This is a genomic window from Pseudomonas sp. NFR02, from assembly GCF_900119375.1.
Classification (GTDB): Bacteria; Pseudomonadota; Gammaproteobacteria; order Pseudomonadales; family Pseudomonadaceae; genus Aquipseudomonas; species Aquipseudomonas paracarnis.
The window spans coordinates 211,792-230,724 of sequence record NZ_FPJJ01000007.1 but is presented as its reverse complement, the minus strand read 5'-3'; the positions used below and the strand labels follow the sequence as shown (position 1 = coordinate 230,724).

Annotated in this window: 17 protein-coding genes; 7 read left to right on the top strand and 10 right to left on the bottom strand. The window is 60.8% G+C overall.

Annotated elements, in window-relative coordinates; all coding sequences use genetic code 11:
• Positions 1-91: 91 nt before the first annotated feature.
• The 3 genes from dbpA to yccS all read left to right on the top strand — a co-directional run bounded on the left by dbpA (position 92) and on the right by yccS (position 5,149).
• Positions 92-1,429 (top strand): ATP-dependent RNA helicase DbpA, encoded by a 1,338-nt coding sequence (gene dbpA / locus BT199_RS20995; protein WP_229999345.1) that lies wholly within the window; start codon positions 92-94, stop codon positions 1,427-1,429.
• A gap of 150 nt (positions 1,430-1,579) precedes the next feature.
• Complete coding sequence (locus BT199_RS20990; RefSeq protein ID WP_072435441.1) at positions 1,580-2,758, top strand: BaiN/RdsA family NAD(P)/FAD-dependent oxidoreductase; 1,179 nt, start codon at positions 1,580-1,582, stop codon at positions 2,756-2,758.
• 207 nt (positions 2,759-2,965) lie between these two features.
• Positions 2,966-5,149, top strand: coding sequence for a YccS family putative transporter (yccS, locus tag BT199_RS20985; protein ID WP_072435399.1), 2,184 nt, complete (start codon positions 2,966-2,968; stop codon positions 5,147-5,149).
• 22 nt (positions 5,150-5,171) lie between these two features.
• Here yccS and BT199_RS20980 read toward each other — a convergent pair whose 3' ends face one another.
• Positions 5,172-5,909: a substrate-binding periplasmic protein gene (locus BT199_RS20980; protein ID WP_014720270.1), complete on the bottom strand. Its 738-nt coding sequence runs from the start codon at positions 5,907-5,909 to the stop codon at positions 5,172-5,174.
• Between the two features lie 197 nt (positions 5,910-6,106).
• On the opposite strand from BT199_RS20980, the gene BT199_RS20975 reads away from it, so the two are divergent.
• Positions 6,107-6,559, top strand: coding sequence for a GNAT family N-acetyltransferase (locus BT199_RS20975; RefSeq protein ID WP_014720271.1), 453 nt, complete (start codon positions 6,107-6,109; stop codon positions 6,557-6,559).
• Between the two features lie 98 nt (positions 6,560-6,657).
• Here the strand turns inward: BT199_RS20975 and BT199_RS20970 are convergent, their stop codons facing one another.
• The 3 genes from BT199_RS20970 to BT199_RS20960 are packed head-to-tail and all read right to left on the bottom strand — an operon-like array spanning position 6,658 to position 9,620.
• On the bottom strand, positions 6,658-6,954 hold the full coding sequence (locus BT199_RS20970; RefSeq protein ID WP_014720272.1) for a winged helix-turn-helix domain-containing protein: 297 nt from the start codon (positions 6,952-6,954) through the stop codon (positions 6,658-6,660).
• A 17-nt stretch (positions 6,955-6,971) separates the two neighbouring features.
• A complete protein-coding gene (locus BT199_RS20965; RefSeq protein WP_014720273.1) occupies positions 6,972-7,472 on the bottom strand; it encodes a M48 metallopeptidase family protein in 501 nt (166 codons plus the stop codon).
• 42 nt (positions 7,473-7,514) lie between these two features.
• On the bottom strand, positions 7,515-9,620 hold the full coding sequence (locus BT199_RS20960; RefSeq protein ID WP_072435398.1) for a putative bifunctional diguanylate cyclase/phosphodiesterase: 2,106 nt from the start codon (positions 9,618-9,620) through the stop codon (positions 7,515-7,517).
• Between the two features lie 312 nt (positions 9,621-9,932).
• Between BT199_RS20960 and BT199_RS20955 the strand changes: the two genes are divergently transcribed.
• Both BT199_RS20955 and BT199_RS20950 read left to right on the top strand, forming a co-directional pair.
• Positions 9,933-10,598, top strand: coding sequence for a polysaccharide lyase family 7 protein (locus tag BT199_RS20955; RefSeq protein ID WP_014720275.1), 666 nt, complete (start codon positions 9,933-9,935; stop codon positions 10,596-10,598).
• A gap of 473 nt (positions 10,599-11,071) precedes the next feature.
• Positions 11,072-11,365 carry a hypothetical protein gene (locus tag BT199_RS20950; protein ID WP_058410802.1) on the top strand — a complete coding sequence of 98 codons (294 nt, stop codon included), beginning with the start codon at positions 11,072-11,074 and terminating at the stop codon, positions 11,363-11,365.
• Positions 11,366-11,424: 59 nt separating this feature from the next.
• On the opposite strand, the gene fba is transcribed toward BT199_RS20950, so the two are convergent.
• The 6 genes from fba to tkt all read right to left on the bottom strand — a co-directional run bounded on the left by fba (position 11,425) and on the right by tkt (position 17,668).
• Positions 11,425-12,489: a class II fructose-bisphosphate aldolase gene (gene fba, locus BT199_RS20945; RefSeq protein WP_003177554.1), complete on the bottom strand. Its 1,065-nt coding sequence runs from the start codon at positions 12,487-12,489 to the stop codon at positions 11,425-11,427.
• Positions 12,490-12,613: 124 nt separating this feature from the next.
• A complete protein-coding gene (locus tag BT199_RS20940; RefSeq protein ID WP_014720277.1) occupies positions 12,614-12,946 on the bottom strand; it encodes an MliC family protein in 333 nt (110 codons plus the stop codon).
• Between the two features lie 59 nt (positions 12,947-13,005).
• A complete protein-coding gene (locus tag BT199_RS20935; protein ID WP_003194953.1) occupies positions 13,006-13,233 on the bottom strand; it encodes a hypothetical protein in 228 nt (75 codons plus the stop codon).
• Between the two features lie 31 nt (positions 13,234-13,264).
• Positions 13,265-14,428, bottom strand: coding sequence for a phosphoglycerate kinase (locus BT199_RS20930; protein ID WP_003194956.1), 1,164 nt, complete (start codon positions 14,426-14,428; stop codon positions 13,265-13,267).
• A 17-nt stretch (positions 14,429-14,445) separates the two neighbouring features.
• Complete coding sequence (gene epd / locus BT199_RS20925; RefSeq protein ID WP_003194958.1) at positions 14,446-15,501, bottom strand: erythrose-4-phosphate dehydrogenase; 1,056 nt, start codon at positions 15,499-15,501, stop codon at positions 14,446-14,448.
• 169 nt (positions 15,502-15,670) lie between these two features.
• Entirely contained in the window at positions 15,671-17,668 is a 1,998-nt protein-coding gene (tkt, locus tag BT199_RS20920; protein ID WP_072435397.1) for a transketolase, read from the bottom strand.
• Positions 17,669-17,928: 260 nt separating this feature from the next.
• On the opposite strand from tkt, the gene BT199_RS20915 reads away from it, so the two are divergent.
• Positions 17,929-18,924 carry an ArsR/SmtB family transcription factor gene (locus BT199_RS20915; protein ID WP_072435396.1) on the top strand — a complete coding sequence of 332 codons (996 nt, stop codon included), beginning with the start codon at positions 17,929-17,931 and terminating at the stop codon, positions 18,922-18,924.
• Positions 18,925-18,933: the final 9 nt, after the last annotated feature.

Below are 18,933 nucleotides of genomic sequence, written 5' to 3'. Positions count from 1 at the left end.
GACTGGTACACTGCGCGACATTTTGTTTTGCAGAGCCAGTCCCGTGACTACCATCGCCACCGCTTTTAATACTTTGCCCCTGTCCGCCGCCATGCTGGCTAACCTCGACTCGCTGGGTTACGTCGAGATGACGCAGATCCAGGCGCAAAGCTTGCCGGTGATCCTCAAAGGGCTGGACCTGATTGCCCAGGCCAAGACCGGCAGCGGCAAGACCGCCGCCTTCGGCATCGGCCTGCTGAACCCGATCAACCCGCGCTACTTCGGTTGCCAGGCGCTGGTGATGTGCCCGACCCGTGAGCTGGCCGACCAGGTCGCCAAAGAAATCCGCCGCCTGGCCCGTGCCGAAGACAACATAAAGGTACTGACCCTGTGCGGCGGCGTGTCCCTCGGCCCGCAGATCGCCTCCCTGGAGCATGGCGCCCACGTTATCGTCGGCACCCCGGGACGCATCCAGCAGCACCTGCGTAAAGGTTCTCTGGTGCTGGACGGCTTGAACACCCTGATTCTCGACGAAGCCGACCGCATGCTCGACATGGGCTTCTACGACGCCATCGAAGACATCATCAGCAAGACCCCACCGCGCCGCCAGACCCTGCTGTTCTCGGCCACCTACCCGGTGAGCATCAAGCAACTGGCCTCCAAGTTCATGCGTGCGCCTCAGCAAGTGAAAGCCGAAGCGTTCCACTCCGACGACCAGATCGAACAACGCTTCTACGAGATCTCCCCGGAAGAGCGCATGGACGCCGTGACCAAGGTGCTGGCGCACTTCCGCCCGGCCTCCTGCGTGGCGTTCTGCTTTACCAAGCAGCAAGTGCAGGAAACCGTCGACCACCTGACGTCCAAGGGCATTTCCGCTGTTGGCCTGCATGGTGACCTGGAACAGCGCGACCGTGACCAGGTATTGGCGATGTTCGCCAACCGCAGCACCTCGGTGCTGGTGGCCACCGACGTCGCCGCTCGAGGCCTGGACATCGACGCCCTGGACATGGTGATCAACGTCGAACTGGCCCGCGACTCGGAAATTCACATCCACCGTGTAGGCCGTACCGGCCGTGCCGGTGAGACCGGCATCGCCATCAGCCTGGTGGCGCCGTCCGAAGCCCACCGCGCCCAGGCCATCGAGCAACTGCAGAAGTCGCCGCTGAACTGGGACCAACTGGACAACCTCAAGCCGCAAAGCGGTGGCCCGCTGTTGCCGCAGATGAGCACCCTGTGCATCGCTGCCGGGCGTAAGGACAAGGTTCGCCCAGGCGACATCCTCGGCGCATTGACCGGTGAAGCCGGCATTCCGGGTGCCCAGGTCGGCAAGATCGCTATCTTTGATTTCCAGGCCTTCGTGGCCGTGGAACGCGGCATCGCCAAGCAAGCGTTGCAGCGTTTGAATGACGGCAAGATCAAAGGCCGTTCGTTGCGCGTGCGCATTTTGTAATAACACCGAGTTCCCATTACAGGAACCGAATGAATGTGGGAGCTGGCTTGCCTGCGATAGCGACGGTGAATCCACTACCGCTATCGCAGGCAAGCCAGCTCCCACAGGGTTGATGGCATTTCAAATCAATAGTTTTGTGAGGACATGGCTGTGCGCTCGACCGAAGTTGTGATCATTGGCGCCGGCGCCGCAGGCTTGATGTGCGCGCTGACCGCCGCCGGGCGTGGGCGCAAGGTGATGTTGATCGACCACGCCAACAAGGCCGGCAAGAAAATCCTGATGTCCGGTGGCGGCCGCTGCAACTTCACCAACATGTACACCGAGCCGGCCAACTTCCTCTCGCACAACGCGCACTTCTGCAAATCGGCCCTGGCCCGTTATACACAGTGGGATTTTATCGGGCTGGTGGCCAAGCACGGCGTGCCGTACCACGAGAAGAAACTCGGCCAGCTGTTCTGCGACAACAAGTCCAGCGACATCCTCGGCATGCTGCTCGACGAGTGCATCCAGACCGGCGTGAGCCTGCACCTGGACACCTCCATCGAGGCAATCGCCAAGCTCGAAAGCGGCTATCAACTGCAAACCACCCTGGGTGAACTGCGCTGTGAATCCCTGGTGATCGCCACGGGCGGTTTGTCGATCCCGACGCTGGGCGCCACCGGTTTCGGTTACCAAGTGGCCAGGCAATTCGGCCATGAACTGCTGCCGACCCGCGCCGGGCTCGTACCGTTCACCATCACCGACCAGCTCAAGGAGTTGTGCGGCGAGCTGTCCGGCACCTCGGTCGACTGCCTGGTGAGCTGCAACGGCCAGAGTCTTCGCGAGAATATCCTGTTCACCCATCGAGGCCTGAGCGGGCCGGCGATTTTGCAGATTTCCTCGTATTGGCACTCCGGCGACACGGTAGAAATCAACCTGCTGCCCGACCACGACGCCCATGCCTGGCTGCAACAGCAACAGGCCGAACACCCCAACAGCGAATTGAAAACCCTGTTGGGTGAGATCTTCACCAAGAAGATGGCCAACCTGCTGGCCCAAAGCTGGTTCGAATCCAAGCCTATGAAGCAGTACACCCACGCTGAAATGGCCGATATCGCGCAAAAGCTGGGGAGCTGGCAACTGGTACCGGCCGGCACCGAGGGTTATCGCACCGCCGAGGTAACATTGGGCGGGGTGGATACGCGGGAAGTGTCCTCCAAGACCATGGAATCGCTGAAAAGCCCCGGCCTGTACTTTATCGGCGAAGTGCTGGATGTGACCGGCCACCTGGGCGGGTTCAACTTCCAGTGGGCCTGGGCCTCGGGCTACGCGGCCGCGCAATACGCCTGATGTGCACCTTGAGATGCAATCCCCTGTGGGAGCTGGCTTGCCTGCGATAGCGGCAGTGAATCCCACATCGTTATCGCAGGCAAGCCAGCTCCCACATTGGTTTTGCAGTGATACTGAAAATTTTGCTGTCCGATGTGATCGCCACGCTTGCCGTGGCGTCATTACTGGCTCAATTTAGCGACAACGTCCCGGAAGACTCCAGACTTCATGTCATCGACCTCGTTCAAGCAGTCCATGCGGCGCCTGTGGGCGCTGGATAAATTCAGCTACAGCGTACGGGTGTTCATCGCCCTCACCGGCAGCATGGCATTGTGTTGGTACCAGGATGAAATGACGCTGCTGATCCCGCTGTTCCTGGGGATTATCGCCAGCGCCCTGGCCGAGACCGATGACAGCTGGCAAGGCCGTCTCAACGCGCTGGCGGTGACACTGGTGTGTTTCAGCATCGCCGCGCTGTCGGTGGAGCTGCTGTTCCCTTACCCCTGGATATTTGCCATCGCCCTGGCCGTGGCCAGTTTCGGCCTGACCATGCTCGGCGCACTGGGCGAACGCTATGGCGCGATTGCCTCGGCCACCTTGATTCTGTCGGTCTACACCATGATCGGCGTGGACCAGCGCGGCGGCGCCGTCACGGATTTCTGGCATGAGCCGCTGCTGCTGGTCGCCGGTGCCGCCTGGTACGGCGTGCTGTCCGTGCTGTGGCAGGCGCTGTTTTCAAACCAGCCGGTGCAGCAGAGCCTGGCGCGGTTGTTCCGCGAGCTGGGGCGTTACCTCAAGCTCAAGTCATCGTTGTTCGAACCGATCCGGCAGCTGGATGTGGAAGCGCGACGCCTGGAATTGGCCCAGCAAAACGGCCGGGTAGTGGCTGCGCTGAATGCCGCGAAGGAAATCATCCTGCACCGCGTCGGCAATGGCCGGCCGGGCTCGAAGGTCAGCCGCTACCTGAAACTGTACTTCCTGGCCCAGGACATCCACGAGCGCGCCAGTTCCTCCCACTACCCCTACAACGCCCTCACTGAAGCCTTCTTCCATAGCGATGTGCTGTTTCGCTGCCAGCGCTTGCTGCGCCAGCAAGGCAAGGCCTGCCAGACCCTGGCTGAGTCGATCCAACTGCGCCAACCGTTCATCTATGACGACAGCTTTGCCCAAGCCCTGGGCGACCTCAACGCGTCCCTGGAGCACCTGCGCATCCAGAGCAACCCGGCCTGGCGTGGCCTGCTGCGCTCCTTGCGCGCCCTGGCGGCCAACCTGTCCACCCTCGACCGCCTGCTGGGCGACGCCAGCAACCCCGATGCCCTGGCGGACGCCACCGACAGTAACCTGCTGGACCGCGCCCCGCGCAACCTCAAGGAAATGTGGACGCGCCTGCGCACCCAACTGACGCCCACCTCGCTGCTGTTTCGCCACGCCCTGCGCCTGTCCCTGGCGTTGACCGTCGGCTACGCCACCCTGCACGCCATTCACGCGTCTCAGGGTTACTGGATCATCCTCACCACCCTGTTCGTGTGCCAACCGAGCTACGGCGCCACCCGGCGCAAGCTCGGCCAGCGGATCATCGGCACCGCCATCGGCCTCACCGTGGCCTGGGCGCTGTTTGATCTGTTCCCCAACCCGGTGGTGCAGTCGATGTTCGCTATCGCCGCGGGCCTGGTGTTCTTTATCAACCGCACCACCCGCTACACACTGGCGACGGCGGCGATCACCCTGATGGTGCTGTTCTGCTTCAACCAGGTGGGCGATGGCTACGGGCTGTTCCTGCCGCGCCTGTTCGATACCTTGCTCGGCAGCCTGATCGCGGGCCTGGCGGTGTTCCTGTTCCTGCCGGACTGGCAAGGCCGACGCTTGAACAAAGTGCTGGCCAATACCCTGACCTGCAACAGCATCTACCTGCGCCAGATCATGCAGCAATACGCCGCCGGCAAGAGTGACGACTTGGCTTACCGCCTGGCCCGCCGCAACGCCCACAACGCCGATGCCGCGTTGTCTACCACCCTGGCGAATATGCTGATGGAGCCGGGGCACTTCCGTAAGGAAGCCGACGTGGGCTTCCGCTTCCTGGTGCTGTCTCACACCTTGCTCAGCTACTTATCCGGATTGGGTGCACACCGCGATACTCAGCTACCGACCGACGTACGCGAGCACTTGATCGAAGGCGCGGGCAACAGCCTGGCGGCGAGCATCGATGAGATCGCCACCGGCCTGGCCAATAAACAGCCGATTGCGATCCAGAGTGATGCCGAGGAAGGGTTGGCGGCCGAGCTGGAGCAAATGCCCGATGAGATCGATGAGGCGCAGCGGTTGGTGCAGACGCAGTTGGCGTTGATTTGCCGGCAGTTGGGGCCGTTGCGTACGTTGGCGGCGCATCTGATCAAGGAGACCGGCGCGGCTTAGACCGCTATCGCAGGCAAGCACGCTACATCCCATGCGCCTTCATCAAGCGCGCATAACTGCCATCAGCCTTCATCCTGGCAATCTCCCGATCAAAGCTGGCAACGATTTGCGCATGCTCGGGGTTCTTCAAACTGACCAGAATATGCAGGCTGTTCTCGCTCAACGGCTTGCCCACAAACGCCACGGCATTGCGCACCCGCGGCGACTCCCGAGCCAGGTAATAGCGCGCTACGTATTCGTCTTCCAGCGTCAACCGCACACGCCGCGCCGCGAGCATGCGCACCGCCATGGCGAAGTTGTGCACCGGTACTTTCTGTAGCTGGGTGTCTTGATCGAACGCAGCCGAGTAAGCGTAACCGCGTACCACGGCGATGGTCTCGTCGTGCAGTCGGGCCAGGTTCTGATAAACGATGTCATCGTCGCTGCGCTTGAGAAAGCGCACACGGTTAAGCAGGTACTCAGCAGAAAATTGGCCAAACTGCGTGCGGGCCTCGTCGTACCAGGCGTTGATCAGCACATCGTAACGCCCATCGCCCACGCCCTTGAGCGCACGAGCCCAAGGCACCTGTTCAAAATCACTCGCGTACCCCGCACGGGCCAGGGCCGTGCTGACGATATCCGTGGCCAAGCCGCCATTGATCAAGGTGGCATCGGTGAATGGCGGCCAGCCATCCGCCACCAGACGCAGACGCTGTGCCAGCACTGGTTGGGCCAGTAGCAGCACTGCGATCAAAGCAACGGCACGAGTCAATCGCGGCATGCTCAAAGTCCTTGGCGGGCAGGCGGTGGCCTGATAACAGTAGCTCATCAATAAGCTTGCATTGCAGATTACACAAAGAAGCCAACGGCGCACGCACTGAATGATGGCAAATTGACGCCATTCACACATTTGTCAATTTTAGACAGCGGCGCCCGTCACGCTTACTATCCAGGCACGTCTTTATAAGAGCACACATCATGACGGTTGATTGGGTTTGCAAACATCACGACGACTTGGGCAAGGACCAGCTGTATGCCGTCCTGCGCTTGCGCAGCGAGGTATTCGTCGTCGAGCAGAAATGCGCGTATCAGGACATCGACGGGCAGGACCTGGCGGGGGACACCCACCACCTGATGGCCTGGAATGATAACGAGCTGGTGGCTTACCTGCGGCTGCTGGACCCGGAGACCCAGGGCGGCGATGTGGTGATTGGCCGCGTCATCGTTTCGCCAGCGGCACGGGGCACCGGGCTGGGGCATCAAATGCTGGAAGAGGCGCTTGAGCGTATTGAGGATATCTGGCCGCAAACGCCGATTTTTCTCTCGGCCCAGGCGCACTTGCAGGGGTATTACGGGCGGTATGGGTTTGTGGTGGCGGGTGAGGAATACCTGGAAGATGATATTCCACATATTGGTATGCGGCGCCTCTGAGCGCGCCATCGCAGGCAAGCCAGCTCCCACATTGGAACGCATTCAACTGTGGGAGCCGGGCTTGCCCGCGATAGCGTCAGTCCTGCCAAAGCCGACCTTCAGGGATAACCCAACACCTGCTTGATCGACGCCAGATTAGCCTCGATCCACCCCCGATCAATCGCCCCCCAATCCCGAATCCGATAGCGCCCGGCATGGTGACGCGCACCGTCCTCCTGCTCGAACTCACACACAATATCCAGGTCGGCCAACGCCGCAATGGTGTCCTGGGCGGTACGCCGAGGCATGCCGGTGGCCTCGGTCAGCGCCGGGACGCTGCTGGCCAGTTGGCTGTCGATCAAGTACGCCACGTACAGGCGGCGGTAGAAGCTGCTTTTGGTCTTGCTCACATCCATGGTCAGTCGCCTTGGGGTTAGGGCTTGCCCTGCAAATCGCGCCAGGTGAGGTACACACGCAGGTCAAATTCCACCTGATGGTAGCCCGGCATCATGTATTGACAGAGTTTATAGAACGCCTTGTTGTGGTCCGACTCCTTGAAGTGCGCCAACTCGTGTACCACGATCATGCGCAGAAACTCCGGAGCCGCCTCCTTGAACAGCGAAGCGATGCGAATCTCTTTCTTGGATTTGAGATTACCGCCCTGCACCCGGGAAATCGTTGTGTGCAAACCCAAGGCACGATGGGTCAGGTCCAGGCGGTTGTCGAACAGCACCTTGTCGATAGACGGCGCGTTACGCAGGTGCTCCTGCTTCAAGGCCAGGGCATAGGCGTACAGGGCCTTGTCGCTCTGCACCCCATGGCGTTCGGGGTAGCGCTGTTCCAGGTAAGCCCCCAACTGGTCCTTGGCGATCAGTTGGCGCACTTGCTCCTGGAGCGCGGCGGGATAGGCCTGGAGGTATTTCAACGCGGTCATGGGCTCTGCAACGCAATTGGGACGGGCGCCAGTGTAGCGAATTCAAAGCGCGCGAGGGTAAGACCAGCCGGCAACGTCTTCGGCCATCAACGGCAGCGCCGCCCACGGCCCCTGGATATACGCGCAGCCATTGGCCTTTAGCCACTGTGTTTGCTCAAGGGTCTCCACGCCTTCGGCGATCACCAGCACACCAAAATGCTCACACAGTTGGATGATGCTGCGCGCCATCGCCCCATCCCGCGCCGAGCCAGGCAGGCGCGCCACTAATTGAGGGTCAAGCTTGAGGGTATCGAATGCCAGGTCGCGCAAATGGGCCAGGGAGCACTGGCCGCAGCCAAAGTCGTCCAGGGCAATCCGCACCCCGATCCGGCGTAGTAACTGGAGTTGCTTGGTAGACTCGGCAAGATTACTCATCAAGCAGTCCTCGCCGATTTCCACCTCCAGTTGCCGCCCCTCTAACCCATGCCGTTCCAGCATCTGCTGCAGTTGGTTGGCCAGGTTGGGCATGTTGAACTGGCTGCTGCTCAGGCTCACGCTCAACACCAGTTCGGGGTCGAAGGTGGCTTGCCAGGCCTGGCGCTGGGCAGCGACTTGCTGGTAGATCCAGGCACTCAACTGGTTGATCAACCGCGCCTCTTCCAGCAGCGGCAAGAACAGGCCCGGCGGCACATCGCCGACGCTGGGATGCTGCCAACGCAACAGCGCTTCGACGCCGCGCAAACGCCCGTCTTCCAGGCAAACCTGAGGCTGGTACACCAAGGTGAAGTCCTTGTTGGCAATGGCGGTACGCACACTGTCTTCCAGCATCAACCGCGAGCGGGCGCGGCCGTTCATTTCCTGGTCGTAGTAACGATACTGCTGACGGCCGGCGCGCTTGGCTTCGTACATGGCAATATCCGCCGCCCGCAGCAGGCCGCTCAAGTCCGAGCCGCAATCCGGGAAGGTCGCGATGCCGATACTGACCCCAAGCATCACCTCCAGCCCATCGACCTGCTGGCACACAGAAACCCGCTCGATGAGCTTTTCCGCGATCTTCGCCGCCTGTTCGGGAAACTCCAGCTCCAGCAACGCGGTGAATTCATCCCCGCCCATGCGCCCCAGAATGTCGTAGGAACGCAGGCACGCCTGCATTTGCTCCGAAACCCAACGCAGCACGCGATCCCCGGCGTCATGGCCCAACGTATCGTTGACCCGCTTGAAGCCATCCAGGTCCAGGTACAGCAATACCAGCGCCTGCTCGCTACGTTCGCTGCGCAGCAATGTATTCTCCATCGCCTGATGGAAACCGCGCCGGTTCAGCAGCCCGGTCAACGGGTCGGTCACGGCCTGGAACTCCAGTTGCTGGTGCAGATGCCGTACTTCGGACATGTCCAGCACCGTCACCACCATCGCCTTCTGCTCCCCAGGCAAGGGCGCGCAGGACAACGCTACCGGCACCTGCTGGCCCCGACCGGTGCGCAAAATGGCGTCGTGTTGGCGCCACGTCTCGCCCCGGCGATACGCCTCGTACATGGGGAAGCCCAACCAGGCTGGCACATGGGGCTTTTGCAGGAAACTGAGGAAACTCTCGCCCTGCAACTCAGCCATCGTCGCATTCAACAGCCGGGAAATGGCCGGATTGGCGTACTCGATCACACTGTTTTCGCTCACCACTAAAATGCCCTCGGCGGCGTTATCCAGCACCGAGGCATTAAAAGCGCGGGCCAACTCCAGGTCATGGCTCAGGCGCTGCAAGGCACGGCGATTGCGCTGGTGCTCGAGCAACGCCTGCACCTTGGGCTTGAGGATGTGCGGGTCAAAGGGCTTGAACAGATAGTCGATCGCCCCACTGGCGTAGCCTTCAAGCACCGCGTCGGGCGAATGGGCGGTGGCGGTCAGAAAGATAATCGGCGTCATGCGCGTGCGCTGGCTGCCCCGCATCAGGCGCGCGACCTCAAAGCCGTCCATGCCCGGCATGCGCACGTCCAGCAGCACCAAGTCGACGTCATGGGCCAGCAGTAACTCCAAGGCTTCCAGGCCAGACGCAGCAGTGATCACCCGCCAGTCGTCACGCTGCAACAGCGCACGCATGCTGACGAGGTTTTCCGGGTAGTCATCGACCACCAACAGAACCGAAATTGCATCGTCGTGTTGCGGAGCGCCATCCATGCTACGTCTCTTCCTTAGGGAGCTGCACCGGTCACTTTTGCTACCAAGGCCGGATAAACACTGAGGGCTCACTCTAGCCGCGCGGCCAAAAAAGCAGAAGTGACGTGGGTGCCCTCATTGTGCCAAAGACCAGGAAGCCGACTAACGGTAAGGCCCTGTAGCCCGCGGTTCACGGGCAACATGGCTTTTTGGCATTCCTCTGACGCCAATAAATTGCCAGCAATTGTTTAACAATCTCACCCGCACCGCCTATAAAGAACCTGGAAGGCCCTTTGGGCCAATGCCTACACCCTCTGTAAAAAGGCCAACACCATGATCGACCTTTCCACCTGGAACCTGAGCATCCCGGTCGGCTCCCCACCCACGACCATTGAAACGCCAAGGCTGATGAGCGGCTTCAACGATCAATACTTCCAGGCCGAAGGCAGCGATGTGCAGTTCTGGACGCCTGTGACGGGCTCGCGCACCGAAAACGCCATCTACCCACGCAGCGAATTGCGTGAAACCTACGCCGACGGCCGCCTGCGTAACTGGACCTACCCCGAAGCCGACAACTTCCTGCGCGCAACCCTCACCGTCAACCAGGTGCCCTCCTCCGGCAAGATCGTGATCGGCCAGATCCACGCCTACGACAGCCAGAAACCGTTGATCAAGCTGGAGTACCAATTCAAGGAGAAAACCCAGACCGGCAACATCGTCGCCAAAGTGCGCATGCGCCCGGACGAAGCCGAAAGCCAGGTGATCATCGTCGCCTCCAATGTGCCACTGCAGAAGAGCTTCACCTACGTGATCAACCTCAACAAAGCCGGGCTGCTGAGCGTGTATGCCGCCGACAGTGAGTGGAATGAACGCATAGGCGCGGCCTGGGGTGACAAGCCGTTGTACTTCAAGGCGGGGGTGTACGTGCAGGACAATTCGGGCGACACCAATGAGGGCGCGCGGGTGACGTTTGCGAAGTTGGATATTGATCATGAGTGAATCGTCCCGTGAGACACCGGATTTTTCCCAGATAAATCCAAAGCTTTAAACACACCGCCGCCCCCTGTGGGAGCCGGGCTTGCCCGCGATGGCGGCACATCAGCCACTATCCTAGGCGCCTGACACACCGCCATCGCGGGCAAGCCCGGCTCCCACATTGACCGTGCATGGGCTTCAAGGTCCGGTGTGAGTCCTACAGCACCGTTGCGGCCAGCCACATCGCCGCTTATAGTTCGCCCCGTCGCTGGCATTGATCGGCGATAGGGTTTCGCAGCCCTACAGAGTTAAAACCGCACCCGTCAAAACAACCCCGGTACCCTTGCCGAAGGTCGTCTTTGTTATGGCGGCTGTGCGTGGGAGACCTTCGGGTCTGCCGGGTCTTAACTCCTCGGTCTGCGAACCCGCGTACAGCTGCCACCCAACTTGTTTCGCAGCAAACGGTGGTCATTCTTCTCTCGAGTTAAGGATTCACCATGACCCAGCAACTACCACCTCGTCGCTTCACCCCTTGCACAGAAACCGCCACCGACTACCCCGTGCTGCTGATCGACAGCGAAGCCCCACTGCTCGACCTCCACGCCTGCCTGCGCGAACGCCTCAACGCCGCTCTGGAACACCTCAACCTGATGGCTTGCTCCAGCCTGCCGGATTTTGCCGAGCGCGACCTGAACAACATGGCCAATACCGCACGCATTCTGGTGCAGGACGTGAGTGATGTGTTTCGGGTCATTGAACACCGTGGTTTCGGCGCTTCATCTGCAAGTTGATTAAATGGTGTCCATAAAAAAGCCCGCATCGCTGCGGGCTTTTTATTAACACTTGAGGCTCAGTTCACCTTAGCGTTCAACTCACCTTTCAAATACCGCTGGTACATCGCTTCCAGTGAGATCGGCTTGATCTTCGAAGCATTACCCGCCGTACCAAACGCTTCATAACGTGCAATACACACATCACGCATCGCCGTCACAGTGGCGCCGAAGAATTTACGCGGGTCGAACTCGCTCGGGTTGGTGGCCATCAGGCGACGCATCGCACCGGTGGAGGCCAGGCGCAGGTCGGTGTCGATGTTGACCTTGCGCACGCCGTACTTGATGCCTTCGACGATTTCTTCAACCGGTACGCCGTAGGTTTCTTTGATGTCGCCGCCGTACTGGTTGATGATCGCCAGCCACTCTTGCGGTACCGAGGAAGAACCGTGCATCACCAGGTGGGTATTAGGGATGCGCTTGTGGATTTCCTTGATGCGGTCGATGGCCAGCACGTCGCCGGTAGGCGGCTTGGTGAACTTGTAGGCGCCGTGGCTGGTGCCGATGGCGATGGCGAGGGCGTCGACCTGGGTCTTCTTGACGAAGTCGGCCGCTTCTTCCGGGTCGGTCAGCATCTGGCTGTGATCCAGCACGCCTTCGGCGCCGATGCCGTCTTCTTCGCCGGCCATGCCGGTTTCAAGCGAACCCAGGCAGCCCAGCTCGCCTTCAACCGAAACGCCGCAGGCGTGGGCCATGGCCACGGTTTGTTGGGTCACGCGTACGTTGTACTCGTAGTCGGTTGGGGTCTTGCCGTCCTCACCGAGGGAGCCGTCCATCATCACCGAGCTGAAGCCCAGTTGGATCGAGCGCTGGCACACGTCAGGGCTGGTGCCGTGGTCCTGGTGCATGCACACCGGGATGTGCGGGAATTCTTCGATGGCAGCGAGGATCAGGTGACGCAGGAACGGGGCGCCAGCGTATTTGCGCGCACCGGCCGAAGCCTGGACGATCACTGGGGAGTCGGTCTTGTCAGCGGCTTCCATGATGGCGCGCATCTGCTCAAGGTTGTTGACGTTAAAGGCTGGGACGCCGTAGCCGAACTCGGCTGCGTGGTCCAGCATTTGACGCATGCTGATAAGTGCCATTGTGTTGTCTCTCCCGGTCGAGGGTCGTTAATCGTGCAAGCCTGCCGTAGCGGCGGCTGCTATTCAAGTTATTGCAGATCAAGGGGTTGAGCCTTGTGCTGCTGAATCGTTATTGCTGTTGGGTTCAGTTGGCTTTGCAGCCGCGCCCAATCAAATCATCCGTCGCCACCCAGTACACCAGGCCTTCCTCACCTTTGGTGTGAAACGCCAACTGGCCGTCGCTGTACAGCACGCCGGAGGCGGCTACCTCTTGCTTGAGACGGTAAACCTGGTCCGAACCGCCGAGGCGTACATCCACTTCGGAACGGGCCTGGTTGGCAAAGCGCCAGTTGACCTCGGCCTTGCTGTCGCAGGTCCAGGTGGTCCATTTGTCGGCTGGCTCTGCCTTGTTGAACAGGTTCATGCTGCTGCAGCCGGCCAACAGGGCCAGAGCTGCCAGGGCGAAAACGCCTTTCATTGCCAATCCTCGCAGGGCGACCGGGGCCGCCGTTGCTGTCGGTTAGTGGATCAGACCCGTCATGGGCAACCCTGTTCCTGACCGTTGGGCGCGGAGTCGTATTTCTCCAGCCGTTCGTTGCCGATGCGCTTGTTGATCACCGGCATGGTCTCGGCTTGCCAGTCAGCCTGGTAACAGCTTTTTCTCAACGGTGCCTTGGCGTTATCCGCCTCGGGCGCCGCGCTGGGTGTGCTGCCGCAGCCGGCCAACAGGCCCGCTGCGATCACCAGTGCCAACGACTTGATCATGGGAACGCTCCTTTTCCTGATCACGCGAGCCTTAACCTTTGGCTCGGGTTTCCAGCACTTCCACAGCTGGCAACACCTTGCCCTCGACGAACTCGAGGAAAGCGCCGCCACCGGTAGAAATGTAGGAGATCTGATCAGCCACACCATATTTATCGATAGCCGCCAGGGTATCGCCACCGCCAGCGATGGAGAACGCCGAGCTTTCAGCGATCGCTTTAGCCAGCACTTTGGTGCCGTTGCCGAATTGGTCGAACTCGAATACGCCCACCGGGCCATTCCACAGGATAGTCTGGGATGCCTTGAGCAGCTCGGCGAAGTTGGCTGCCGTTTGCGGGCCGATGTCCAGGATCATGTCGTCGTCGGCCACGTCAGCGATGAGCTTGACGGTCGCCGCGGCGCTTTCCGCGAATTCCTTGGCAACCACCACGTCCACCGGCAACGGCACGCTGACCTTTGCAGCAATGGCGCGGGCGGTGTCGAGCAGGTCTGGCTCGTACAGGGACTTGCCCACCGGGTGGCCGGCAGCGGCCAGGAAGGTGTTGGCAATGCCGCCGCCGACGATCAGTTGGTTGCAGATCTGGCTCAGGCTGTTGAGCACGTCCAGCTTGGTGGATACCTTGGAGCCGGCGACAATGGCCGCCATCGGTTGGGCCGGAGCGCCCAGGGCCTTGCCCAGCGCATCCAGCTCGGCAGCCAACAACGGGCCCGCCGCGGCGACCTTGGCGAACTTGGCCACGCCGTGGGTCGAACCTTCGGCGCGGTGGGCGGTGCCGAACGCGTCCATCACAAACACGTCGCACAGGGCGGCGTATTGCTGGGCCAGTTCGTCGCTGTTCTTTTTCTCGCCCTTGTTGAAGCGCACGTTTTCGAACAGCACGATATCGCCGGCTTTCACGTCCACGCCGCCTAGGTAGTCTGCGACCAATGGCACGTCACGGCCCAGGGCCTTGCTCAGGTACTCGGCGACCGGCTTGAGGCTGTTTTCGGCAGAGAACTCACCTTCGGTCGGGCGACCCAGGTGGGAGCAGACCATCACGGCCGCGCCTTTTTCCAGGGCCAGCTTGATGGTCGGCAGCGAGGCCAGGATTCGCGCATCGCTGGTGACAACACCGTCCTTGACGGGGACGTTGAGGTCTTCGCGGATCAGTACGCGCTTACCTTGCAGATCGAGGTCGGTCATCTTCAACACGGTCATGGGTCGCAGTTCCTGAATTACTGTTGAGGTTGTTTAGAAGCGATGTGCAGATAGTGTTCGGCAACATCCAGCATGCGGTTGGCAAAGCCCCATTCGTTGTCGAACCAGGCCAGAATGTTCACAAGCCTGGGGCCGGAAACGCGGGTCTGGCTGGCATCGACAATCGCCGAATGCGGGTCATGGTTGAAATCGCAACTGGCGTGGGGCAGCTCGGTGTAGGCCAACAGACCTTTGAGCGGGCCGCTGGTGGCGGCGTCGCGCAGGATCCGGTTGACTTCGGCCGCGTCAGTGTCACTGACGGTTTGCATGGTGATATCCAGGCAAGACACATTCACCGTCGGCACCCGTACGGCTTTGGCCTGGATTCGCCCGGCAAGTTCCGGCAGCAGTCGCTCGATGCCACGCGCCAGGCCGGTGGACACCGGAATCACTGACTGGAACGCCGAACGCGTGCGCCGCAGGTCTTCGTGGTGATAGGCGTCGATGACCGGCTGGTCGTTCATCGCCGAGTGAATCGTGGTGATCGACACGTAATCCAGGCCGATCGCCTGGTCCAGCAGGCGCAGCAACGGCACGCTGCAGTTGGTGGTACACGACGCGTTGGACACCAGCAGCTCATCGCCGGTCAGGCAGTCCTGGTTGATGCCGTAGACGATGGTGGCGTCGACATCCGCCTCGCTGGCCATCGGCTGGGAAAACAGCACACGCGGTGCGCCGGCGTCGAGAAAACGCTGGCCATCGGCACGGGTGTGATAAACACCGGAGCATTCCAGCACCAGGTCGACGCCCAGTGCTTTCCAGTCGATGCCTTCGGGGGTGGCACTGCGCAACACTTGCACGCAGTTGCCATTGATATGCAGACAATCGCCTTCAACCCGCACTTCGCCAGGGAAACGGCCGTGGGTGGAGTCAAAGCGTGTCAGGTATTCGATGCTGGCCATGTCGGCCAGATCGTTGATCGCAACAATTTCAAACCCGGCCGCCGCCCCTCGCTCGAACAGAGCACGCAAGACGCAACGACCAATGCGGCCGTAGCCGTTGAGTGCAACTTTGTAGGGACGCGGTTGGGGCATGGGGTTCTCGCATTGTGGGCGACACAAACCACTGTAGGAGCGAGCTTGCTCGCGAAGAACCTGAGAGCGCCGCGTTAAACCAGAAACGCTGCGTTATCGTTAACGATCTTCGCGAGCAAGCTCGCTCCTACAGTAGATGCGGTGGCCAGTGGGCCACCGCGTTAGCGCTTTAGTCTTCCAGCAACTCTTCAGCCTGACCCAGGATGTTTTCCAGGGTGAAACCGAACTCTTCGAACAACGCTGGCGCCGGTGCAGACTCACCGTAGGTGGTCATGCCGATCACGCGGCCTTCCAGGCCCACGTACTTGTACCAGTAGTCAGCGTGAGCCGCTTCGATGGCGATACGCGCACTGACCTGCAACGGCAATACCGATTGCTTGTAGCCGGCGTCCTGGGCTTCGAACACGCTGGTGCATGGCATGGATACAACGCGAACGTTGCGGCCCTGGGCAGTCAGCTTGTCGTAGGCCTGAACGGTCAGGCCCACTTCGGAACCCGTGGAAATCAGGATCAGCTCCGGCTCGCCGATGCAGTCCTTGAGCACATAACCGCCACGGCTGATGTCGGCGATCTGCGCGTCGGTACGCACCTGGTGTTGCAGGTTCTGACGCGAGAAGATCAGCGCCGAAGGGCCGTCCTTGCGCTCGATGGCGTGCTTCCAGGCCACAGCGGATTCCACCGCGTCGGCTGGGCGCCAGCAATCGAGGTTCGGCGTGGTACGCAGGCTGGTCAGTTGCTCGACCGGCTGGTGCGTCGGGCCGTCTTCGCCCAGGCCGATGGAGTCGTGGGTGTAGACGTGGATCACGCGCTTCTTCATCAGCGCCGCCATACGTACGGCGTTACGTGCGTATTCCATGAACATCAGGAAGGTCGCGCCGTAAGGCACCAGGCCACCGTGCAGGGACACGCCGTTCATGATGGCGCTCATGCCGAACTCGCGCACGCCGTAGTACATGTAGTTGCCGCTGGCGTCTTCGGCAGAGACACCTTTGCACCCCTTCCACAGGGTCAAGTTGGAACCGGCCAGGTCAGCCGAACCGCCGAGGAACTCAGGCAGCAACGGGCCAAAGGCGTTCAGGGTGTTCTGGCTGGCTTTACGGCTGGCGATGGTCTCGCCCTTGGCCGCGACTTCAGCGATGTAGGCCGAGGCCTTTTCCGAGAAGTCGGCAGGCAGGTCACCGGCCAGGCGGCGTACCAGCTCGTTGGCCAATTCCGGGAATTCGGCGGAGTACGCAGCGAAACGCTGGTCCCACTCGGATTCAGCCGCCAGGCCTTTTTCCTTGGCATCCCATTCGGCGTAGATATCGGCCGGGATTTCGAACGGGCCGTGGTTCCACTTCAGTGCTTCGCGGGTCAGGGCGATTTCCGCGTCACCCAGTGGGGCGCCGTGGCAGTCTTCTTTACCCTGTTTGTTCGGCGAGCCGAAACCGATGGTGGTCTTGCAGCAGATCAGGGTTGGCTGCGCGCTCTTGCGAGCGGTGTCGATAGCGGTCTTGATCTCTTCCGGATCGTGGCCGTCGACATTGCGGATCACCTGCCAGTTGTAGGCTTCGAAACGCTTAGGCGTGTCGTCAGTGAACCAGCCTTCGACTTCGCCGTCGATGGAGATGCCGTTGTCATCGTAGAAGGCAATCAGCTTGCCCAGGCCCAGGGTACCGGCCAGGGAGGCGACTTCGTGGGAAATGCCTTCCATCATGCAGCCATCACCCAGGAACACGTAGGTGTGGTGGTCAACGATGTCGTGGCCAGGGCGGTTGAACTGCGCGCCCAGGACTTTTTCCGCCAGGGCGAAACCAACCGCATTGGCCAGGCCTTGGCCCAGGGGGCCGGTGGTGGTTTCCACGCCTGGGGTGTAGCCGAATTCCGGGTGGCCCGGGGTACGGCTGTGCAGCTGACGGAAGCTCTTGAGGTCGTCAATGGTGACATCGTAGCCGGTCAGGTGCAGCAGCGAATAAATCAGCATCGAGCCGTGGCCGTTGGACAGCACAAAGCGGTCACGGTCGGCGAACGACGGGTTGCTCGGGTTGTGTTTCAGGTAGTCACGCCAAAGTACCTCGGCGATATCCGCCATGCCCAACGGGGCACCGGGATGGCCGCTGTTGGCTTTTTGCACGGCATCCATGCTGAGGGCACGAATGGCGTTGGCACGCTCACGACGGCTGGGCATCGCTGATCTCCTGGAGTTTGCTTATAAAGAAACGGAAAAAAGGACCGGCATTTTCCCTCAGCCACCGCCTGCGGGCAATGAAAGATAGTTACTTGTGGGCGTTTTTCCTGTGCTTTGGGCATCAATCCCTTGCAGAAACCTTTAACCGGTTCGTCTAAAGGTTATAGCGATGGCTTATAACCGCCACTTATCGATCAATATCAAAACTTTTTGATATTGGCCTTGCGGGGATCTACACCCGTCACTAGACTGCTGGCCTTATGAACCTACCCGTGCCCTCCCTGCGTCCTGACGACGGCGATGAACTGGCTGCCTTGTGCAAGGCCGCTGGCGATCCGTTGCGCTTGAACGTACTGCGCGCACTGGCCAACGATTCTTTCGGGGTACTGGAGCTGGCGCAGATCTTCGCCATCGGCCAATCCGGCATGAGCCATCATTTGAAGGTGCTGGCCCAGGCCGACCTGGTGGCTACCCGTCGCGAAGGCAATGCGATTTTCTACCGGCGCGCCCTGCCCCATACCGAACTGCTTGGCGGCAAATTGCACGCTGCCCTGCTCGACGAAGTGGATAACTTGTGCCTGCCCGGCGATGTGCAATCGCGCATCGGCCAGGTGCACGGACAACGCGCCGCCGCCAGCCAGGATTTTTTCTCACGGGTGGCCGACAAGTTTCGCGCCCAGCAGGATCTGATCGCCGGCTTGGCCCAGTACCGCGAAAGCGTACTGGCGCTGCTGGACAAGCTGAGCTTCAGTGAAGAGGCCACGGCCTTGGAAGTCGGCCCTGGCGACGGCGGTTTCCTGCCCGAACTGGCGTGTCGCTTCGAGCAGGTCACCGCGCTGGATAACAGCCCGGCGATGCTTGAACTAGCGCGCCAACTCTGTGAGCGCGAAGCCTTGGGCAATGTGCGCCTGCAGTTGGCCGACGCCCTGAGTGACACCGGCCTGCGAGCCGATTGCGTGGTGCTGAACATGGTCTTGCACCATTTCGCCGCCCCGGCAGAAGCCCTCAAGCAAATGGCCGGGTTGCTGCACCCCGGCGGTAGCCTGCTGGTTACGGATTTATGCAGCCACAACCAGAATTGGGCCAAGGAGGCCTGCGGTGATCTCTGGCTGGGTTTTGAACAGGACGATCTGGCCCGTTGGGCCACCGCTGCGGGACTCGTTCCCGGGGAAAGCCTCTATGTAGGTTTACGTAATGGTTTCCAGATTCAGGTCCGCCATTTTCAGCGACCGACTGGCGACACTCACCATCGGTAAATATCAGGA